This window comes from Microcoleus sp. S28C3, from assembly GCF_036700785.1.
GTDB lineage: Bacteria > Cyanobacteriota > Cyanobacteriia > Cyanobacteriales > Microcoleaceae > Microcoleus > Microcoleus asticus.
This window is the reverse complement of the sequence record NZ_JAUBPO010000054.1, coordinates 1-20,672: the sequence shown is the minus strand read 5'-3', so window position 1 is coordinate 20,672 and position 20,672 is coordinate 1. Positions and strand designations below refer to the sequence as shown.

11 protein-coding genes and 1 tRNA gene are annotated in these 20,672 nt (G+C 45.7%); 11 read left to right on the top strand and 1 reads right to left on the bottom strand.

Annotation, left to right across the window (positions count from 1 at the left end; all coding sequences use genetic code 11):
• Positions 1–198 precede the first annotated feature (198 nt).
• The 9 genes from QUA13_RS17180 to cheB all read left to right on the top strand — a co-directional run bounded on the left by QUA13_RS17180 (position 199) and on the right by cheB (position 16,024).
• A complete protein-coding gene (locus QUA13_RS17180) occupies positions 199–1,521 on the top strand; it encodes a four-carbon acid sugar kinase family protein (protein WP_333200357.1) in 1,323 nt (440 codons plus the stop codon).
• Positions 1,522–1,945: 424 nt separating this feature from the next.
• A complete protein-coding gene (ldpA, locus tag QUA13_RS17175; protein ID WP_333200355.1) occupies positions 1,946–3,097 on the top strand; it encodes a circadian clock protein LdpA in 1,152 nt (383 codons plus the stop codon).
• Positions 3,098–3,226: 129 nt separating this feature from the next.
• The gene (locus tag QUA13_RS17170; protein ID WP_333190230.1) at positions 3,227–4,993 is read left to right on the top strand and encodes a R3H domain-containing nucleic acid-binding protein; all 1,767 of its coding nucleotides are present in this window, start codon (positions 3,227–3,229) and stop codon (positions 4,991–4,993) included.
• 331 nt (positions 4,994–5,324) lie between these two features.
• The gene (locus tag QUA13_RS17165) at positions 5,325–6,983 is read left to right on the top strand and encodes a CheR family methyltransferase (protein ID WP_333200353.1); all 1,659 of its coding nucleotides are present in this window, start codon (positions 5,325–5,327) and stop codon (positions 6,981–6,983) included.
• 121 nt (positions 6,984–7,104) lie between these two features.
• Positions 7,105–8,223, top strand: coding sequence for a chemotaxis protein CheW (locus QUA13_RS17160; protein ID WP_333200351.1), 1,119 nt, complete (start codon positions 7,105–7,107; stop codon positions 8,221–8,223).
• A 496-nt stretch (positions 8,224–8,719) separates the two neighbouring features.
• Positions 8,720–10,186 carry a methyl-accepting chemotaxis protein gene (locus QUA13_RS17155; RefSeq protein WP_333200349.1) on the top strand — a complete coding sequence of 489 codons (1,467 nt, stop codon included), beginning with the start codon at positions 8,720–8,722 and terminating at the stop codon, positions 10,184–10,186.
• Between the two features lie 152 nt (positions 10,187–10,338).
• Positions 10,339–12,144 carry a methyl-accepting chemotaxis protein gene (locus tag QUA13_RS17150; protein WP_333200348.1) on the top strand — a complete coding sequence of 602 codons (1,806 nt, stop codon included), beginning with the start codon at positions 10,339–10,341 and terminating at the stop codon, positions 12,142–12,144.
• 129 nt (positions 12,145–12,273) lie between these two features.
• Positions 12,274–14,775, top strand: coding sequence for a hybrid sensor histidine kinase/response regulator (locus QUA13_RS17145; protein WP_333200414.1), 2,502 nt, complete (start codon positions 12,274–12,276; stop codon positions 14,773–14,775).
• Between the two features lie 163 nt (positions 14,776–14,938).
• Entirely contained in the window at positions 14,939–16,024 is a 1,086-nt protein-coding gene (gene cheB / locus QUA13_RS17140) for a chemotaxis-specific protein-glutamate methyltransferase CheB (RefSeq protein ID WP_333200346.1), read from the top strand.
• 128 nt (positions 16,025–16,152) lie between these two features.
• Here cheB and QUA13_RS17135 read toward each other — a convergent pair whose 3' ends face one another.
• Positions 16,153–16,539 carry a response regulator gene (locus tag QUA13_RS17135; protein WP_172184656.1) on the bottom strand — a complete coding sequence of 129 codons (387 nt, stop codon included), beginning with the start codon at positions 16,537–16,539 and terminating at the stop codon, positions 16,153–16,155.
• Positions 16,540–17,373: 834 nt separating this feature from the next.
• Between QUA13_RS17135 and QUA13_RS17130 the strand changes: the two genes are divergently transcribed.
• Together QUA13_RS17130 and QUA13_RS17125 are read left to right on the top strand one after the other, a co-directional pair.
• The gene (locus QUA13_RS17130; protein ID WP_333200344.1) at positions 17,374–20,085 is read left to right on the top strand and encodes a GAF domain-containing protein; all 2,712 of its coding nucleotides are present in this window, start codon (positions 17,374–17,376) and stop codon (positions 20,083–20,085) included.
• A 101-nt stretch (positions 20,086–20,186) separates the two neighbouring features.
• A tRNA-Gln gene (locus tag QUA13_RS17125) sits at positions 20,187–20,258 on the top strand.
• The last annotated feature ends 414 nt before the right edge of the window (positions 20,259–20,672 follow it).

Here is a 20,672-nt window from a genome sequence, read left to right as displayed (position 1 = left end):
AAAATATTAGTAGGATGCGCCTCGGCGCACCTTATTTTGTAGCAACGCGCACCTTAATGAACCGAGCGAACTCAAACACATTCTCCCAATTAGGAGTTATGATAATAGTTAAAAAAATATCATAACTATTGTAAATTTTTACCTGTTACGTAACAGGTAAGGATATCTTGGAAAAGTGATGTTAACAACCAGGTCAGTATGTCTTCTGTTAAACCCAAGATTATAGTTCTCGACGACGATCCGACAGGTTCTCAAACCGTGCACAGTTGCTTGCTGCTGACACGTTGGGACGAAGACACCCTGCGTTTGGGGCTGCGGGACAAGTGCCCGATTTTCTTCATACTGACAAATACTCGATCGCTAACTCCCGAAAAAGCAGCCTCCGTCACCCGCGAAGTGTGCCAAAATCTAAAAAGGGCGATCGCCAGCGAAAAAATCGAAGACTTCCTAATAGTTAGCCGTTCCGATTCTACGCTGCGCGGTCACTATCCCATCGAAACCGACGCGATCGCCGAAGAACTCGGTCCCTTCGACGCCCATTTTCTAATTCCCGCCTTTTTTGAAGGAGGCAGAATTACCCGCCACAGCGTGCACTACCTAATAGTTAACAGCGTCCCGACACCAGTACACGAAACCGAATTTGCCAAAGATTCAGTCTTCGGGTACAGTCACAGTTACCTGCCAGACTATGTAGAAGAAAAAACCAAAGGTCGCATCCCCGCTGATGCAGTCGATCGCATTTTACTCGCAGACATTCGCTACGGAAGTTTAGATCGACTGATGGACATGACAGACAACCAATGTGCGGTTGTTGACGGCCAAAGCCAAGGCGATTTAGACACATTTGCCAAACACATTCTCAATGCAGTCAGTCAAGGCAAAAAGTTTTTATTCCGCAGCGCAGCGAGTATTTTAACATCCTTAGCTAACCTCGGCCCGCAGCCAGTAGCAGCCGACGAAATGGCAAAATACGTGAGGGATGGCAAACCGGGTGCAGTAATAGTTGGTTCCCACGTTAAGAAAACTACTGAACAATTGGAGCGCTTGTTAAAAGAACCCAATATAGTTAGCATTGAAATAGATGTATCTCACTTGTTAGAAGATTCACCCGAGTATCGCACCCAAATGCTCGATGAAATTCTCGAAAAAGCCCGCACTGCTCATGCCGATGGCAAAACGCCTGTAATTTATACCAGCCGCAAGGAACTCGAATTTGAAAATGCGGAAGTCAGGTTAAAATTTGGAGAGGCGGTTTCTGCTTTATTGATGGAGATCGTGCGGGGACTGCCGGCAGATATCGGGTTTTTGATTAGCAAGGGCGGCATTACTTCTAATGATGTTTTGAGTACAGGTTTGTCGCTGAAAAGTGTCAGGCAAATCGGTCAAATTATCGCAGGTTGTTCGGTGGTGAAAACAGAGGCTAATCATCCTCTGTTTCCCAATTTGCCAGTTGTTTTGTTTCCGGGAAATGTGGGAGATAGCCATGCTTTGGCTACGGTTTACAAGCGGCTGAGCAAGTAGTATAGCTCGTTGAATTGCAGATTAACCCAGATGAATTTAGCTTCTGGTCAGGGATGAGAATGTTCATCTGCGGTTGGTCGATTGGTTTCAAAGCTCGATCGAACTTTATGGCAATTGCCACTGCACGGCAACTTCAAAAAAATCTCTAGCCTACTTTTTTCTTGCCTAAACCACCATACTATGGTATAATTTAAAGTCTGTGTGTAACTCAAGTCGCTCGCCAAATCTCCCAATCGCCCCTCCGCAGCCGTTCTCAAAAAAATCAAATTTAGGAAAAAAAATTAAGGCAGAACTCTACATATAGAGCCAATAGCACCAGAGCTACTGCTATCAGTAGCGTTTCCAGCTTGTACCCGCCTAAATTTTAAAATTAAGTAGAAATTTGCACCTCGTAATTTTTAGCTGAAAGGATTAGCATATAAGGGTGACAGAACATTATCATCCCCTAAACTCATTAAAAAGTGGCCATTGGTTCAAGCTGATCTGTGGGGCGAGCTTTCAACACCTGCCTGCTGTACGAAATCTTACCTTGGCTTACACCTTAGCAGGCGCTGACTGTATCGATGTCGCGGCAGATCCCGCCGCCGTCACCGCAGCGAAAGAAGCCCTACAAGTGGCCAGCGAATTACAGGCAAGAACTCACAACCGCAGGTTTGGCGGCAAAGGGTTGCCGTTGCTGATGGTGAGTTTAAATGATGGGGAAGACCCGCATTTTCGCAAAGCCGAATTCAACCCAGCCGATTGTCCGGCGGACTGCTGGCGGCCGTGCGAAAAAATATGTCCAGCCGAAGCAATCGTTTTTCAGAGTGCTGGCAGTGGTTTTTCCGGGGTGATAGACCAGCAGTGCTATGGCTGCGGTCGCTGTCTGCCGATTTGTCCGAGCCAACTAATTTATACTCGTTCTTACGTGTCTGCTCCCGCCGCGATCGCACCTTTAATCTTGCAATCCGGTGCGGACGCCCTAGAAATCCACACGCAAGTAGGCAGAGAGGCAGATTTTGGGCGACTTTGGTCGAGCATAGCTCCCTGGGTCGATCAACTCAAGGTAATAGCAATTAGTTGCCCCGATGGAGACGGTTTGATTGATTATTTGCGGACACTCTATCAAATAATTTCCCCCCTTCCTTGTCCCCTAATTTGGCAAACCGACGGTAGGCCGATGAGCGGAGATATCGGAACAGGAACTACTAGAGCCGCGGTCAAACTCGGTCAAAAAGTTTTGGCGGCCCAGTTGCCGGGATACGTGCAACTTGCAGGCGGCACTAATGCTCACACTGTCAGCAAGCTGAGAGCCGGCGGACTGCTGTTGGATGGCGGGAAAAATTTGTCAGTTCCCCCTGTTCCATACATTGCAGGTGTAGCTTACGGCAGCTATGCCAGGGTTTTGCTGTCGCCAATTTTAGAAAAATTAGAAACAATGCAGACCGATCGAGCCTGTGCGGTTCCGGTGGCAGTCGCGCGGCCAGCAGCCGGAGTTCAAACATCTCGGCTACCTCAGCTCGAAGCCGTCCCAGAACTTCTCTCGGAGGCCGTGAGTTTAGCTCGTTCTCTAGTTTCCCAGCTCAAAGAATTTTAGTCAGTAGTCATTAGTCAGTAGTCATTAGTTACAAGTAAAAAACAACTGGCAACTGGCAACTGGCAACTGACAACTGTTAACTGACAACTGACTAAAAAGTTGAAAACGTCACCGAACACATCGAGGCGAATGCAGATTACAGACGACCTCAACAGATTATTAGACATCGTGCCAGATGAGATCCGGCAGCCTTTAGAGCAGCACCCGCAGCGCAACAATCTCATTGAGATTGTTATGGATTTGGGCCGCCAACCAGAAGCTCGTTTTCCATCCTTGGCCGAACCTCTTTCCCAAACACCGATTTCCAAGGCACACCTCAACTATTGCATCGAGCGAGTCGGCCACTTCGGCGGCGACAATCGAGCCGGTATCGAGCAAACCCTGCACCGAATTAGCGCCCTTCGCAACCGCAGCGGCGAGATTATCGGCTTGACTTTGAGGGTGGGCCGCGCTGTGTTTGGGACGATCGGCATAATCCGCGATTTGGTGGAAACCGGTCAGTCAATTTTGATGCTCGGCCGCCCCGGAGTGGGCAAAACCACGGCCCTGCGAGAAATTGCCCGCGTGCTCGCCGATGACTTGGAAAAACGGGTGGTAATTATCGACACCTCCAACGAAATCGCCGGAGATGGAGATATCCCGCACCCGGCGATCGGCAGAGCTCGCAGAATGCAAGTTTCCCGTCCCGAACTCCAGCACCAAGTCATGATCGAAGCAGTGGAAAACCATATGCCGGAAGTGATCGTGATTGATGAAATCGGCACGGAACTCGAAGCTTTGGCGGCTCGGACGATCGCCGAAAGGGGCGTGCAGTTGGTCGGTACCGCCCACGGGAACCGGCTCGAAAACTTGATGAAAAACCCGACTCTGGCAGATTTAATTGGGGGCATCCAAGCGGTGACGCTGGGAGATGACGAAGCAAGGCGTCGCGGTTCTCAAAAGACGGTTTTGGAGCGCAAAGCACCGCCCACTTTTGAAATTGCCGTTGAAATGCTGGAACGCCAGCGCTGGGTGATCCACGAGCGAGTTGCAGATTCGATCGACACTCTGCTGCGGGGACGCGAACCGAACCAGCAAATCAGAAGCGTCAGCGAGACTGGAGAGGTAATTATCGAGCGCGAGTCGGCCGCTCCGCCCGCCCGGTTTCCAGGGATAACAGCTTCGAGCGGCCCGGCTGCGGTATCGGCAATCCGGCCGGTCACACCGATCTCTGGGTGGCGGAGTGCTGGCAAAATGGTGCCGATGCCCGCTCCCAGCGAGAACTTGGCTGTTAAAAGCGCGCCGGTTTCTGAGACTCGGTATTTCGAGCAACTGCTCGAAGAATCCCTATCCGTCGAGCCGGTACCTAAGCCCGGACGCTATTCCCATAATGTCGGCCCTAACGGCGAAGATTTGCCCCTCCACGTTTATCCTTACGGCATAGCTCGCCACCAACTCGAACAGGTGATTTCGACGCTGAACCTGCCGGTGCTGCTGACGAAGGATATTGAGAGTGCTGACGTGGTTTTGGCTTTGCGATCGAACGTTCGGAACCAGTCGAAATTGAGGCACTTGGCCAAAACTCGCCAAGTTCCCCTGCACACAATTAAGGCCGGCACTATTCCCCACGTAGCGAGAGCTTTGCGGCGCCTGCTGGACATGGATGACCCGGGCACCCCGGAAGTGGCAGACCTCGCCTTATTCGCCCGCAGCGGTTCTTCTGACGAGCTCGAAGCTCTCGAAGAAACCCGCTTGGCAGTCGAGCAAATTGTCATTCCCAAGGGACAGCCAGTGGAACTCCTGCCCCGTTCTCCCAACGTCCGCAAAATGCAGCACGAACTTGTGGAACACTATCACCTGAAATCCCACAGTTTTGGGGAAGAACCCAACCGCCGCCTGCGCATTTATCCAGCTTAAAGTTGGAGATTGGTGCCTTTGAAAGCAGAAGGTAGAAGGCAAACGGCCGAATTTTTTCCTGGCTTGTGTTTTCTACCTTTTGCCTTTGATATCATGCCCGCTAAATTGACGATAATTTTTGTCGGGAGGGTTCGCGCCCGATCTTTAAAAGGGGCAGCAGCTAAGCGTCTACTCGCCCCGACCCGAATCGTGGGGTCGATCGACCGGACATGATATTATTTGCGTAGGTATCTTTATTTGTGAGTGCGATCGGCTCAAATGCCTAGCCAATCCCCCATTACCAATTCCAGATAATAGCAGATTATATCTCAACACATTTAGCAGGGTTGATATGAATGATGCACAAATTAACTTATTTATTCAATTAATTGCGGCGCACACGGGTTTACAAATTCGCCCGCAAGATCGATCGGCTTTCTCTCAAAAACTTTTGACTCGGATGAAAGCTGTAAAAATACCCTTTCCCGAGAAGTATTATCAAATGTTAGCCGATCCGAGTCGGGAAAGTCAAAGCGAATGGCGAGAAATCGCGTTGCTGCTGACCACCAACGAAAGTTATTTCATGCGGGACAAAGGACAGTTTTCGCTGCTGAAAAAAGTTATTTTCCCTGAATTGATAGCTCGTAAAATAAAATTGCACGAGACATTGGGAATTAAGCCAACACTGCGAGTCTGGAGTGCCGGCTGCTCGACAGGTGAAGAACCTTATTCTTTAGTTTTTATTTTAAAACAGCTAATTCCTGATTGGGAAAAATGGGATATTTTAGTTTTAGGTACAGATATCAATCAAGAAGTAATAGAAAAAGCGCAGCGAGGAATTTACAGCCTTTGGTCGTTTCGCTTGGTTGACCCGGAACTGCAAACGCGGTATTTCGAGAGGCTGAAAATCGATTGGAAAATCGACCGGAATTTGCGCAAATTAGTTAGCTTTAGCTGTGTAAATTTAGTAACAAATAATTTTCCTAATATTTACACAGATATTAATAACATGGATTTGATCCTGTGCAGAAATGTTTTTGTTTATTTTGAAGATCGATATATTTCACAGGTCTTGAGAAAGTTTGCCAAGACGCTGAGACCTGGAGGATATTTAATGACTGGTCACGCTGAAGTTCACAATCACGTGATGCACGATTTTCAACCAAAGGTTTTCCCGGAGTCGGTTGTTTATCAAGCCAAGAATGTCCTAGGGGAGGAACCAGGTAAAATAGAGTCTTGGATTGCATCAGCATCCAAGGCAAAATCGGCGCTTGGGGAATCGGGAAAGGGAGGGGGAGTTGACGGCGACAGCGGTCAGTTGCTACCGAGGCGAACCCTGCTAGCTAGTTTTGCTAACGGCAATCTTGGGGATATCGGCTCGCTGTTAACAGCAGATACAGGGTTGGTAAATACGCTGGGAACTCCCTATGTGGAGGGAGGTTTGGCGCGTAAGGATGAGGCATTTTCACATCCTATTGTAGAAAAAAACTCGCCAAAAACTTATTTAATGCTAATTTTAGAAGCACAAAAATGCTTGAAAAATAAAGATTATACTGAGGCGATTGACAATGCAAAACAGGCGTTATCTCTGCAATCTCAGACTTTTGATGCCAATTATTTGTTGGCTAAAATTTATGCCAATTTAGGTCAGTATTCTCCGGCGATCGAACACTGCAAGCTAGCTAGCAAAGCAGATGCTATGTCAGTATTTCCTTATTATTTGCAAGCTCACATTGCGGAAGAACAGGGCGAATTGGAAAAAGCTAAATTATTCTTGAAAAAAACTATTTATCTTTGCCCGTTTTTTGTTTTAGCTTATTTAGAACTCGGGAATATATACCATAAAGAAGGTAACCTAAATATAGCTATTAAAATGTACAACTCATCTTGCGATCTACTCAAAAAACTACCGCCCGATACTCCGATCGATCAGGAGGGAAAAATGACAGCGAGTCAAGTATTGATGGATGTTAAAAAAAAATTGGTAAAATTGTACAGCCAACAAAAGTGACCCGCCGGGACAAGCTAAAAACCCGGTTTCTTTGTAGATGCCTCACTGCCCAACCCAATAGAATAGTAGAAACGGGTTTTTTTTCTTCGCAAGTCCTAGTAAATAAAGTCTCAGGGAAAATATGGAAACTAAGCCGTATCTTATATTTAAACAGAACGGTTTGCTGTACGGTGTAGAAGTCGGCTGCGTTCGGGAAATTTTCTTTCTGCCGGAGTTTACACCCATCGCCGAAGCGCCTCAAGATATTGTCGGGGCGATCGATCTCAGGGGCGAAATTCTGCCCGTGATGGATCTGAATCTCCGTTTGGGATATCTCTGGCAAAAATATTGTTTGACAGATAGCGCGATCGTCATAGAATGGCAAGGATTTCGAGTTGCCATCATTGTCAATGAAGTTAGCGAAGTTAAGTATATCCCCCAAGAGGCAATAACTCCGCAGCTATCTTACGGGGTAGACAAGGCAGGGGCGTCGCATCGTTTTTTAGCTGGATTTGCCCGCTGTGAAGGCGATATTATCATGCTGCTCAATCTCGATCGTTTAATTCGATATTCTCCCGACAAAACAGAGTCAGAAATGCCAGTTTTTGCAAGCGGTGCAGGCTCTTGGGCGGCAGCAGGCAAAATAGATGGCACAAATTTGCCGTTAGAAATAGAGCCAAAATTGTTAGCGGAAGATCCTAAAGTTTTGAGCCAGCCTCAGGTTTTTTGTCCGAATGCTACGCCGGAAGAAAAAGCGATTTTTCGAGAGCGAGCTGACAATTTGAGGCTATTGGGCGATCGCGAAAATTCTGCGGAAATTAATCTGTCGTTGGTTGTGGTTGTTTTGAACGGCGAATACTTTGGTATTAATCTAAAGGTAGTGCGCGAATTTACTCAGATTAACCAAGTAACTCCGGTTCCTTGTACTCCCGATCGCATTATTGGAAATATGAATTTGCGCGGCGAGATTCTGACGCTAGTGGATATGCGGAATGTTTTAAATATGTCGGCGGATACAAAATCCCTATCTAAGGCGATCGTTGTTGAAATTGAAGATTTGGTCGTTGGTATAGCTGTTGACGAAATCTTAGATATTATATATTTGAATGTGGCAGAGCTTGCGACTATTCCCGCTGCACTAAATTCGGCTAACCGCGAATATCTTCGGGGGACTGCTTTTTATGAAGAAAAAATTATCGCTGTTCTCAACTTGCGTAAACTGCTGACAAAAGGGGGAGTTGTTGTTGATGAGGAGGTTTGAAAAAAAATCTTATCCTAAATCCGTTTTTAAACTTCCGCCCAGAGAACCAATGTTATACCATGTTAGGCTTTGCTCAAAATGGTGCAAAATATCAGTTTAAAACAATATTTTATATCACAGCCGACAAATTACTTACAATCTGTCATTGCGTTTGATGTCGCGTAGCGAAACGCAACGCAGTGAAGTGAAGCAATAGCTCTTATCTGAGACTGTTTTTCTCTGTTATTGCAACCGCTGCGCTGCCGACAAGTATTTAGACGGACATGATTTTACCCGCGAATCAGGGTCGCGCCTGCACAAACGATGTCCACGCACCCCAAAGCTAAAGAAAACAGGGTAATAGAACAGAGCTATGATACTATTTTCTAATGTCACTGTACGGCCTCGATCCTAGAAATCGCCGATTAATTTTTTTTGCCAACGCGGGACTCCCAACCACTATCGCATCGTCACAACCTTACTAAGGGAAATGCTATCTTAATTTCAGGAAAAAAAGATGTTTGCTAAAATAAACAATTTAAAAATTAGAAACAAGGTGCTGCTCGGATATCTAGCACCAGCAGCTATATACTTAGGGTTTCCCGTAGTAGTTATTTCTACTATAAATCAGGTGTTTAAAACTTTCCAAGAAACGGAAAGGGTACAGCAGGTAGTCGGAGAAACAACTAATATATCCCTAGGTGCTGAGCAAATGGTACGGGGGCTACGCGGGTATTTAATTAATAATAAAAATCAGGAGTTTTTAACTGATTTTCGCGCAGGTGCAGAGTTGGCTCGGCAGTCGGCGAATAATGTAGAGCCGACCGTTAAAGATCGAAAACAGAGAATGCGTTTGCACAGGATGCGAGAGCTAGTCAACCAATATTATGAGGGTTCTAACAAAGACATTGTTCGCTTATTGGAGCAAAATCAGACAGCGAAAGCCACCGCTGTATTTAATACAGGCAAGTACACAAATTTTGTGAATAACTTTTTGAAAGTGAACCGGGAATTTCGGGAAAGAGAATTCAATCTGGTTAAGCAAAAAACGCAAATGACTAAGGAAGCTTTAAACTTTTTGGTATCGACGCTGGTGGTTGGTTCGGTGCTGTTAGTGCTGTTTGGTACGGGTCTAGCTTGGCTGATTTCGTCACAAATTGTTGGAACTATAGATCGCGCAATTAGTTCGATCGCCAGTTCTTCCACTGAGATTGCAGCAACAGTTGAAGAACAGGAACGCATGGCAAGCCAGCAAGCAGCTTCAGTCAATCAAACTACTACGACGATGGACGAATTGGGCGCATCTTCTAGAGCGACTTCACAGCAGATAGAAACTGCCGAATCTCAAGCAATGCAAGCTTTAAGTTTAGCTGGCATAGGTACAAAAGCTGTCGAAGAAACTTTAAAAGCAATGGCAACACTGAAAACTAAAGTGCAGGATATGCAAGGGCAAATTATGCAGTTGAGCGAGCAAGCCGATCGCATTGGCAATATCTCAACTTTAGTTAGCGATTTGGCAAATCAAACTAATATGTTAGCGCTAAATGCTGCGGTGGAAGCTGTACGGGCGGGCGAGCACGGCAAAGGGTTCGGCGTTGTGGCATCAGAAATTCGGAAACTTGCCGAGCGCAGTAAAAAATCTGCCACGCAAATTAATCTGTTAGTTGCTGATATTCAGAAAGCGATTAACTTAACAGTAATGGTGACAGATGAAGGTACTAAAACTGTGGAAGCTGGGGTGAAGATTGCATCAGAAACCACTGCGGCATTTGCCGGAGTGGCTAATGCAATTAACAACGTGGTTTTGAGTTCTCAGCAAGTTTCGCTGAATGCCAAACAGCAAGCGCTCGCGATCGAACAAGTGGTGGAAGCGATGAACTCTCTCAACCAAGGAGCGGCACAAACGGCTTGCGGTATCGCTCAAACTAAAGTCGGCACTCAAAAATTGAATGAAGCTGCTTTAGATTTAAAAGCAGTTGTTTAGAATAGTTATCAGTTATGATAGTTTGCCACAAAAATGCAGCAGCAGGCAAGCTCCCAGCCCCGATACTCATTAGTCATTTCCAAATTTCAAATCTCAAATCTCAAATCTCAAATCTCAAATTTCAAATCGTATAAGTTATCAGTTATGAAGTTATGATCAAAAAAATTAACAAGTGGTCTTTAAGAATTAAAGCAATTGTTTTTGCGATCGCCCTCAGTACAATCCCAGTTCTATTGACAGGAGCCATGACTTATTTATTTGCCAACGAGAACATGACTAACTACGTCATTAAGTACCAAGAATTACGGGCGATCGCTACAGCAAATGAAGTCAGCAACTTTCTTTTTGAACGCTACCTAGACGTTAATGAACTAGCTAATTTAGCTATACTGAACGACCCCAGAGTTAGCAAAAAAACATCAACCATTCAAAAACAAGCTCTGTTAGATAAATATATAAATGGAGGGGAAGGCTACGACAGTATTGCAGTCGCAGACCTCCAGGGGAATACTATTTTGCAATCGAGCGGAGAACCGATTATAGATTTCGGAAAACGCGACTATTTTCAAAAAGTAACTAAAACTAATCGTCCTACTGTTGTGCAGCCCAGGAAGTCATTTATCAATGGCAAATATGCCATTTTTGCAGCGGCGCCAGTTGTCGATATCAATACAGGAAACACTATCGCCGTCATCAGAACTCGCACGCCTACAACTTATTTAGACCAGGGTTTTTACGAAAACAAAGATAAATTAATCAGATACTCGGAGGGATTTCAAAAAGAGGAATACCATTTGATTGACGGCAATGGCAAGTTTTTTTCAGCAACAGAAACTGATGATGTGAGCAGAGATGCACGGTCAGTATTTAATGTTTTTGCAAAATTGCAAGCCGAAAAAAAAATTAACAGTGCGATCGATATCGATCGCATTGATGGAGCTAAGCAACTGATTACTTATGCTCCTATTGAAAATTTAAAAAATATGCCCGAATTGGGTTGGAGCGTGATTATTGCCAACGATACAAAAAATGTATTTGCTCCCCAAGAAGATATGCTGTATGCTCTGATTGCTGGAGTTGGAATGACGGCTGCTATTGTTAGCGTTATCGCGACTTTTTTAGCTAGTCGAACTACTGGCTCGGTTAATGAAATTGTGCGGGCGATCGCCTCTTCTTCCTCGCAAATTGGTGTCATAGTGGAACAGCAGGAACGCATCGCCAGCCAACAACTATATGCTGTCCATCGAACTGCTACTACAATGGATGAATTGGGGGAATCAAGCAAAGCTTGTGCCTCACAAGCCGAAGCGGCTGCTTTCGGGGCCTCACAGGCCCTTAAACTCACAGCAGGAGGCAGTCAAGCTGTAGACAATACCTTGAAAGAAATGGCAACTTTGACAGAAACGGTAGGAGCAATTCAAAAGCAAATTTTGCGTTTAAGCGAGCAAACCGATCGCATTGGCAATATCTCCAGTTTAGTCAGCGATTTAGCAAACCAAACAAATATGCTTGCCCTCAACGCTGCTGTCGAAGCAGTGAGAGCAGGTGAAAGCGGCAAAGGATTTGCTGTTGTTGCCAGCGAGATTCGCAAATTAGCCGATCGGAGCAAGGAATCTGCTAGCAAGATTAATGCTTTAGTTGCAGACATCCAAAAAGCGATTATTTCAACAGAAACGGTGATGGATAATGGCACAAAAACTGTAGCAAATGGAGTAAGAATTGCCAGAAAAACTGCTGACGCATTTGCTGGGGTGGCAGAATCGATTGAGCGCATTGTTTTGAACAGCAAACAAATTTCTTGTACAGCAATAAACCAGGCGATCGCCATTGAGGATGTAGTTGAAGTTGTCAACTCTCTTAACCTCGCTGCTCAGGAAACTGCCACCGGAATTTCTCAAGTCAAACTCGGCATTTCTCAACTCAACCAAGCAGCCCAAAATTTAAAAGCAGTAGTTTAGTCAGATTTTGGAAGATGTTCGACAAAAAATGTAACGGATAGAAAAAATAATTACCAATTACCGATTACCACTTCTAGATTATCGATTACCACTTATCAATTAGCAATGACCCATTACCGAAAGATATATATGATTGAAGATGAAGAACTCCGAGATGTATTTAAAATCGCTAGTCAAGAACACTTGCAGAAACTAGACGATGGATTGCTGTACTTGGAACAACACCCGAGGGACACAGCTAAGTTAGAAGAATTGCTGCGGGAAACCCATTCTCTTAAAGGCGATGCTGGAATGCTGGGAGTAAAAGATGTAGCATCTTTAGCTCATCAAATAGAGCATATTTTGGGAGGTGTCAAGCGGGGAGAAACTCAACTAAATCTAGATATTAGCGATCGACTTTCGCAAGGTTTAGACGCCATGCGCAAACTCGTTAACGAAGCCGTCACGGGCCAAGATTCCGGCGTCAATACATTTTACGTGCTCGCTAGCATGATGGGTGCTTCTAACAAGCCCCAGTTAGTCCCCCCGACAGCAGAGCCAGCATCTTCACAAGTACCGGAACAAGAATTAGTAAAAATGCAATTTACTGATTTGGAAACGCCGCCACCACAAACAAACAGTGAAACTTCTTTTGCGACTGATTTATATAATAATTTCTCTTTGTTGACGCTACCATCCGAGCAAGAATTGCTGCAGCAAGCTCAAAACTTGCCTGCCGCTTCTGGGCTCGCTGCTGCATCGGCTTCTCCATCGGCTTCTCAACCCACTGTTAACGGTTCCTTTAGTTCGTCTTACCGCATCGAAACAATTCGCGTTGCTACCCAAAATCTAGACGATTTAATGACTCAAGCAGGGGAACTTACTGTTACCAAAACTCGGCTAGTACACCGACTTGCTGCTCTCGGAAAGCTGACCGCTTTGTGGGAAGATTGGAGCAGAGAAGCTTTAAAAAATCGGTTGGCTCTTAATCAGATAGAAGCTGAGGAAACTGGGTTTCAACAAAACGCGGTCGTTATGCAGTTACATAGTTATTGCCAGCGGACTGAAGAGCATTTAGAATGTCTGGGAGATTTAGTAAATCATTTGAACAATCGAGTTGATGAAGATACTGCCAGACTCGAATTAATTGCTGAGGAATTAGGCTCAGGAATTCGCACTCTCAGACTGCTGCCTTTGTCTACTATTTTTAATCTATTTCCTCGAGCGGTTAGAGACTTGGCGAAGCGGGAAGGAAAAGAAGTTGAATTAGTCATCGAAGGTGGAGAAATTTTAGTTGATAAACGCATTTTAGAAGAAATGAAAGACCCTTTGATGCACATGATTCGGAATGCGATCGACCACGGCATCGAGACTGCCGCTGGACGCGAAAAGCTCGGCAAACCTCCCGCCGGAACTCTCCGAATTAAAGGCTACCATACTGCTAGTAATATTATCATTGAAGTTGCTGATGATGGCCAGGGTCTGAATCTCGATCGCATTAAACAAACTGCTCTCAAACGCAACATCTGCACGCCGGAAGCACTTGCCATCATGACAGAAAGCCAAATTCAATCCCTGATTTTTTCTCCGGGTTTTTCCACCAGAACATTTGTTACTGAAATCTCGGGTCGGGGAGTGGGTTTAGATGTAGTTAAGACTAATGTTGAAGCACTAAAAGGCAGCATTCAAGTTGAATCTGTATCAGGAAAAGGATGCAGCTTACGGCTCCTACTCAGCACGTCTATAGCTACTGCTAATATATTAATTGTTGCGGTTGAAAATCTTGCTTGCGGGCTGCCAATTGAGTTTGTGGAAACGGCAAAAATGGTTGCTTATTCTGATGTTTTTACCCTGGAAGGTAAGGCAACTATACTTGCCAATGGTCAGCCCGTATCAGTTGCTTATTTGGCAGATATACTAGAATTAAACAAGAGAGCATGGCTTCCTAAAAATCGGGAGTGGACACAGGAAAGCGGTAGAGATATCAACAGAAAAGTAGAGGGAGAATCCCTGAATTCAAATTCTCCGAAAATGTCTTGTATTGTTCTGAAAGTTGGGGAGGAAAGATTGGGATTATTTATAGATGCTTTGATTGAGGCACAGGATGTGGTGATTAAACCTCAAAGTCAATTGCTGAAACGGGTGCGAAATGTTTCTGGTGCAACGATTCTCGGGACGGGGGAAGTTTGTATGATACTCAATCCCCACGATTTGATAAAATCTGTACGCCAGCAAGTTTCGCCGCGTGGGGTTTCTGGTGGGCGATCGCCCATTGAGACGGTCAGCCGAAAACAAGTTATACTTTTAGCAGAAGACTCGATCGCTACCCGCACTCAAGAAAAGCGCATCCTGGAAGGCGCGGGTTACGAAGTTGTGACAGCGGTAGACGGATTGGATGCTTTCCATAAATTAAAAACTCGCTACTTTGATGCAGTGATTTCTGACGTGCAAATGCCAAATTTAGACGGTTTGGCGCTGACTGTTAAGATTCGAGAGCAAAAAGAATACAGTGAGTTGCCGATAATTTTAGTAACATCTTTGGCGTCGGATGAAGATAGAAAAAGAGGGGCTGATGCCGGGGCAAATGCTTATATTCCTAAAGGTACGTTTAATCAAGATGTGCTGGTAGAGACACTAAAAAGGTTAGTTTAACCATTAGTCATTAGTCAGTAGTCATTAGTCATTAGTTATTAGCCATTTGTTATTGACTACCCATTAGCAATGCCCAATGCTCAGTCTCCAGTGCACAATTCCCAGTGCATCGAAGCCCAATTTACCATTCCCAATTTCCCCTTCCCAATTTACCAATAAACTGATGTTATCGCCCATTAAATTATTGTTAGTTGAAGATTCTCCAGTAGTGACGATCGTCCTCAAACGAATTTTTGATTCCTCGCCCGAAATCCAAGTTGTAGGAACCGCTTCCAACGGATTAAAAGCACTGGAATTAATACCTAAACTTCACCCAGAAGTAATTTGTACTGATTTGAACATGGCACCAATGAACGGGTTAGAATTCACGAAAGAAGTAATGAAGAAATATCCGCTACCAATTTTAGTAATTAGTGCTTCAGTGCAAGCGGATGATACTCAAAATGTATTTCAAGTGTTAAATGCTGGTGCATTGGATGTTTTTCCGAAACCGATTGGCGGGTCGGTATCAGATTACGCTCGCATGGCCAATCAATTAATAGCTAAAATTAAAATACTCTCAGGAGTTAAAGTATTTACACGGCATCAAAGAATGGTGCAAAAAGAAGATAATAACAAAATTGTAAAAATTAACCAAGTAGCAGTTTCTAATTACAAATTTTCCAAAGAAAATGTTAAATCTCAAACTATAAAAGTCTTGGCTATAGGGGCTTCTACAGGGGGACCTCAAGCACTGTACGCTATTATTTCTAAGCTTCCGGCTAATTTTCCAGTGCCTGTAATTTGCGTTCAGCACATCAGTGAAGGTTTTTTGAAAGGATTAGTTGATTGGCTGGCTTGTGAATCTAAACTGCCGGTAAAAATAGCGGGTTTGGGGGAATTACCGCAAGCTGGTATTGTTTACTTTCCGCCAGAAAAACGTCATTTAGAATTGGATTCTCAAGGGCGATTTATTTATTCTCAAGCTGAGCAAGTCGCGGGACACTGCCCCTCAATAACGGTAACATTTAAGTCAGTTGCTAAAGTTTACGGTCGGGCTGCGGCGGGAGTTTTGCTGACAGGAATGGGTAGAGATGGTGCTGAGGGAATGTTGGCGATCGCCCAACTCGGCGGCTTGACAATTGCTCAAGATGAAGCTAGTTGCGTTGTTTTCGGAATGCCGAAAGAAGCGATCGCCCTCTGTGCGGCCCAATATATTCTACCTGTCAGCGCGATCGCTCCTCTACTCCTGACAAAATTAAAAATTTAGGACTAACCCCCCAAATAGTGCAGAATAACCCGCCCCCCGACGGGTTAAAGAAGCCGGGGTTATAAAGGACGATCGCAACTTTTTAGTTCATTAATTACTCAAAACTGAATTTTTTTTTCTAAGTCTGATTATTTGATTTTGATAAACTTACCAATTACCTCGCGCAATTTATCAGCATCAAACGGCTTAGTTAAATACTCGGTTGCTCCCGCCAAACGCCCCTGTACCTTATCAAAGGCTCCATCTCGCGCTGTCAGCATTACGATCGGCAAATTCTGAAACTGAGGCAAGCTGCGCACTGTGCGGCAGAGTTCCAACCCGTCAATCCCAGGCATCGAAACATCGAGCAACAAAACCGAAATTTGTTCGTGATAAATTGTTGATAAAGCATCCACTGCATTGTCGGTTACGAGAACTCGAAACTCTTTGCTTAAAGCCTGTTTAACAAGTCCTTGCATCACGACACTATCATCAACTGCCAAAATAGTTGGTACTTGACTATTACTTGCACACATATTTTTCTCCCTGTTTATTTATAGTTCTTGAAAATACAAAACATAATTCCCCCGTCATTTTTTGAGAGTTGCCTCTGGGTAATAATTCCCAACCCCGTTGGAGCGTTAGTAGAAACCTTACCCCTGTTTTTTTTACCTAAAACTCGAAAAAAGGGATTGGGAGAGTGGTCGATCGGGGATTACAACATTTGCAAAATGTGCATCCCAGCCCATAAACCCTAGACGGTCGAGTTTGACCAACTATTGTTACAAATTTTAACATATTAGCAATCTTTTGTAGTTCATCTCCTAAGTGTAGTTGAACAGCAGGCTGCGGCACAGCTCGGTAAAAGACATTGGTATTGTGGCACAAGCCAATGATTTAAATCTACCAGCAAGGCACCTACCTACAATTAGACAAGTCTGTTAAGATACAATTAAACTGATTAAAAAATTCTAGATAAGCAATCGCCATATATTTTGGAAAGCTGCTTCCTCCCAACAGAGGCTTTTAGATTTAGAGAGCCGGAGGTATTCAAAAGCAGATTTCACTGGAAGTATAATTTATACAGTCTTAGATCTGGGGTGATCTAACTCCCATAATTCCAAAGTTTCCCTGTCAGTCAAGAGGTTAGTCTGAGTTCGGCGCAAGCAGCCTGCGCGGGACTTGCGCCCACATTCTCCCAGCACAAAATTCATAGCTTGTTTTTTAAGGGAAGTATTGAGAAGGGCGGTTGCCACCAACTAGACGGGCAGTTACAAATGATAAAAGCACCTTGCCTCTTGGTAAAAAAAGTGTTCAAGCTCCATAACATCGACTTGTATCAGCTTCTTGGCTCTGATCCAGAGGTTTGCTTGGACAATTTGGTCGGTTTGGCAGCTCATATCAGCCGAACTCCTATTGCTTTCTTGAGCTTGATTGACGGTAACCGCCACTGGTTGAAGTCGCAGTTAGGTTTCGATCGAACTTTGGCCGATAGTTACCTGAATTTTTGCGCTCGCGCGCTAGAACGCACTCCCGAAGAGTTCGCCGTCGGCTCAAACTCGGAATTTGACCGGGCAATTCCCCTGCAAAAACCGCCAGTTGCTCCCGAATCTGCGATCGAACCCCCTGCAAATTCCTTTATGGAACCGCCCGCCGCCATTGTCCGAGACGCTTCCACAGATGTGGGATTTGCCGAGCATCCGCTGACCGTTTCCTACCCCTTCGTGAAATTTTACGCCGGAATCCCAGTCGTAACCTCAGATGGGCAGATGCTGGGAGTGCTATCCGTCATGGACTCCGTGCCGAGAGACTTGACAAAAGAAACCATAGAAGCTATGGAAGCTTTGATTCGGCAAGTTGCGAGTTTGGTGGAGCTGCGCTGGCAATTAGTCAAAGCTCAGAAACAGTTGCCAGAAGTAGAAGATATCACCTCTGAGAGCCAGCAAATCTCGCAGTTAGTTCGTCGTGGCTCGAACCGATCCAGGTTTTGTGCGGTACAGACGCCACAGAGCGGCACCAGAATATACCGAACAAAAAAGCTCCCGACGTTCGGAAGAACCGGCAAATCTCAATATTTGTGGGAAACTTCAGCAGGCATCGGGCGCTATCCTGATACCAAAAAAATCCGAGAAATCGTTGCCCGATCCCGGGACACCTCCCAGGGCAAACTAAGGGCAGCCTCGCTACAAGATCCATCGCGCTTGGGAGCCCTGCAAGCTAAAGTAGGTGCAGCCCTCGGACAAGGCGGGAAACTATCGGCCATCCTCAACCGCTGCACCGAGGCAATGGTAGAGTACCTCGACGCCACAGCGGCGAGCATCTGGACGTTCAACCCGCAGACAGAGCGGTTAGAATTGCAGGCTAATTCAGGACTCAGCAGCGAAGAGTGGGCAGGGGAAAGAGAATATTGGGTGCGAGCAGAACCGGGAAAACTCCAAACGGCTCCTGTGTGCCTACTGTCGAACCCGTCTCTCTGCGCCATTGCCTATCCGCTGATTGTCGAAGAGCGGCTGGTGGGAGTGATGGTTCTGTGCAGTAGCGCTTTGGCAAGCGACGGAGCGCTAGAAGTTCTGGGCTGCGTGGCTAACGCCATTGCCGTGGAGATCGATCGCGTCACCGCCCGAGAAGAATTGTTGAGCCGCCGCGAAGGCCTGCTGTTCGGCCTCGCCAGCCAGATGCGGAATTCCCTCGACCTCGACAAAATTTTAGATACGGCTGTCCACGAAATTCGCAGCTTGTTGCAGGTTGACCAGTGCTACTTTTTGTGGTATTCAATCTCGCGAGACGGGGAGCCAAGCTTTGCGATCACCCACGAGGCGGCAAATCCCGAACTCAAAGAGCGCCTCACAGAATACCCGATCGAACAAGTAACGCTGCTGGCTGAGAAAATTAGCCACCGCCAAACGCTCCGGATTGGCGACGCGGCAACAGCACTCTGCATAGAGCCGCCCACGCGAGTTTTTTTGACCAGTCTCGGGATTGTTTCTAACCTGCTGCTGCCGCTCAAGACTCGCTCCGGTCAAATGGGTGCTGTAGTTTGCAACCATTACAGCAGCAGCCGTTCATGGGCGACGAGCGAAGTGGAATTGCTGCAAGCGGTGGTGGATCAACTGGCGATCGCGATCGACCAAGCCGAACTTTACGCCCAAACCCGGGCGGCCGCCTTAGCCGCTCAAACTCAAGCCCGCCAACTGACGGAAACATTGCAGAGTTTGCAGCAGAAAGAAGCTCAGCTCATCCAAAACGAAAAAATGTCCTCTCTCGGTCAAATGGTCGCCGGCGTCGCCCACGAAATTAACAATCCGGTTAATTTTATTTACGGCAACTTGACTTATTGCAAGCAGTACATGAAAAATCTGCTGGAGTTGCTGCACTTGTATCAAAAGCACTACCCCGAGCCTTGCCACGAAATTCTCCACAAAAACGAAGAAATCGATGTTGATTTCATAGTTCCGGATTTGCTGAAAATTCTGTCTTCAATAGAGATAGGAACCGAACGCATCAGCAAAATAGTCCTGTCTCTGCGGAACTTCGCGCGCCTTGACGAAGCCGAGATGAAGCCGGTGGACATTCACGAAGGGATTGACAGCACGCTGCTGATTTTGCAGAGCCGCTTGAAGTCAAACGAGCTAATACCGGGAATTGAGGTAATTAAAGACTACGGCGACTTCCCGAAGGTAGAGTGCTATCCCGGACAGCTCAACCAAGTATTTATGAATATTTTGGGGAATGCGATCGACTCTTTGGAAAATCAGCCCGCACCCAAGACGATCAAAATCTCGACTGCGTTGGTGGATCGAGACTCGGAGGCTGGTGAGTCAGGAAAGTCGATCGGTCAAGTTGTGGTGATTCGGATTCAAGACAGCGGGCCGGGATTGGTCGAAAAAGCTAAATGCCACTTGTTTGACCCTTTCTTTACCACTAAACCTGTGGGCAAGGGTACGGGGCTCGGCTTGTCTATCAGCTACCAGATTGTGGTGGAAAAACACGGAGGCAGCTTGAAGTGTATCTCGGAACCTGGACAGGGAGCGGAGTTCTGGATTGAAATCCCGGTAGCTCGCCCCCCTAAGATCAAAGAATAAACCTGCAGGCGATCGGTTTCAAAAACATTTTTTAAATTTTATTGTCAAAATGCTTGACAGATTGCTGTGTTAGAATGTTAAGATAGTGAAGGTTAAGACGTTGGGGCGTCGCCAAGTGGTAAGGCAGCGGGTTTTGGTCCCGCCATTCAGAGGTTCGAATCCTTTCGCCCCAGTTAAATTGTGTCCGGTAAATCAATTATTTAACTGATTGTTGATAGTCAGCGCTTGGCTGACGAGAGAAAAACGACTTTCTAACTACAAACCTAATTAAGACTTGCTCACAGGATATAAGAAACCGGGGTTTATTGCTGCGGGTTTTGCCTAAAAGCGTAGATTTGTGGTCAAAAAATCGGTTTCTTTGGTCGCCAGTGCCCATTTTTCGCAGAAATCGTTGTTTGTGCGCAATATCACTTCTGACTGCGCCGGAATTGTAAAATCGAGTCAATATTCAACACTCATATCAAATCCGGTTGCATTGGAATAATTGAACCGCTCTTGACACCGAAAAAACGTAAGCGTTCAGGGGGTGCAAATAAGACGAAACACGCCCCCCAAAATAAAGTAATAAAATTAAGCAGCCTTCAACA

What these genes read in the sequence shown, in the direction of transcription:
- QUA13_RS17165 (WP_333200353.1), top strand. Translation starts at nt 5,325, where the DNA reads ATGAATGATGCACAAATTAACTTATTTATTCAATTAATTGCGGCGCAC.
- QUA13_RS17150 (WP_333200348.1), top strand. Translation starts at nt 10,339, where the DNA reads ATGATCAAAAAAATTAACAAGTGGTCTTTAAGAATTAAAGCAATTGTT.
- QUA13_RS17180 (WP_333200357.1), top strand. Translation starts at nt 199, where the DNA reads ATGTCTTCTGTTAAACCCAAGATTATAGTTCTCGACGACGATCCGACA.
- QUA13_RS17170 (WP_333190230.1), top strand. Translation starts at nt 3,227, where the DNA reads ATGCAGATTACAGACGACCTCAACAGATTATTAGACATCGTGCCAGAT.
- QUA13_RS17155 (WP_333200349.1), top strand. Translation starts at nt 8,720, where the DNA reads ATGTTTGCTAAAATAAACAATTTAAAAATTAGAAACAAGGTGCTGCTC.
- QUA13_RS17135 (WP_172184656.1), bottom strand. Translation starts at nt 16,539, where the DNA reads ATGTGTGCAAGTAATAGTCAAGTACCAACTATTTTGGCAGTTGATGAT.
- QUA13_RS17145 (WP_333200414.1), top strand. Translation starts at nt 12,274, where the DNA reads ATGATTGAAGATGAAGAACTCCGAGATGTATTTAAAATCGCTAGTCAA.
- QUA13_RS17160 (WP_333200351.1), top strand. Translation starts at nt 7,105, where the DNA reads ATGGAAACTAAGCCGTATCTTATATTTAAACAGAACGGTTTGCTGTAC.
- cheB (WP_333200346.1), top strand. Translation starts at nt 14,939, where the DNA reads ATGTTATCGCCCATTAAATTATTGTTAGTTGAAGATTCTCCAGTAGTG.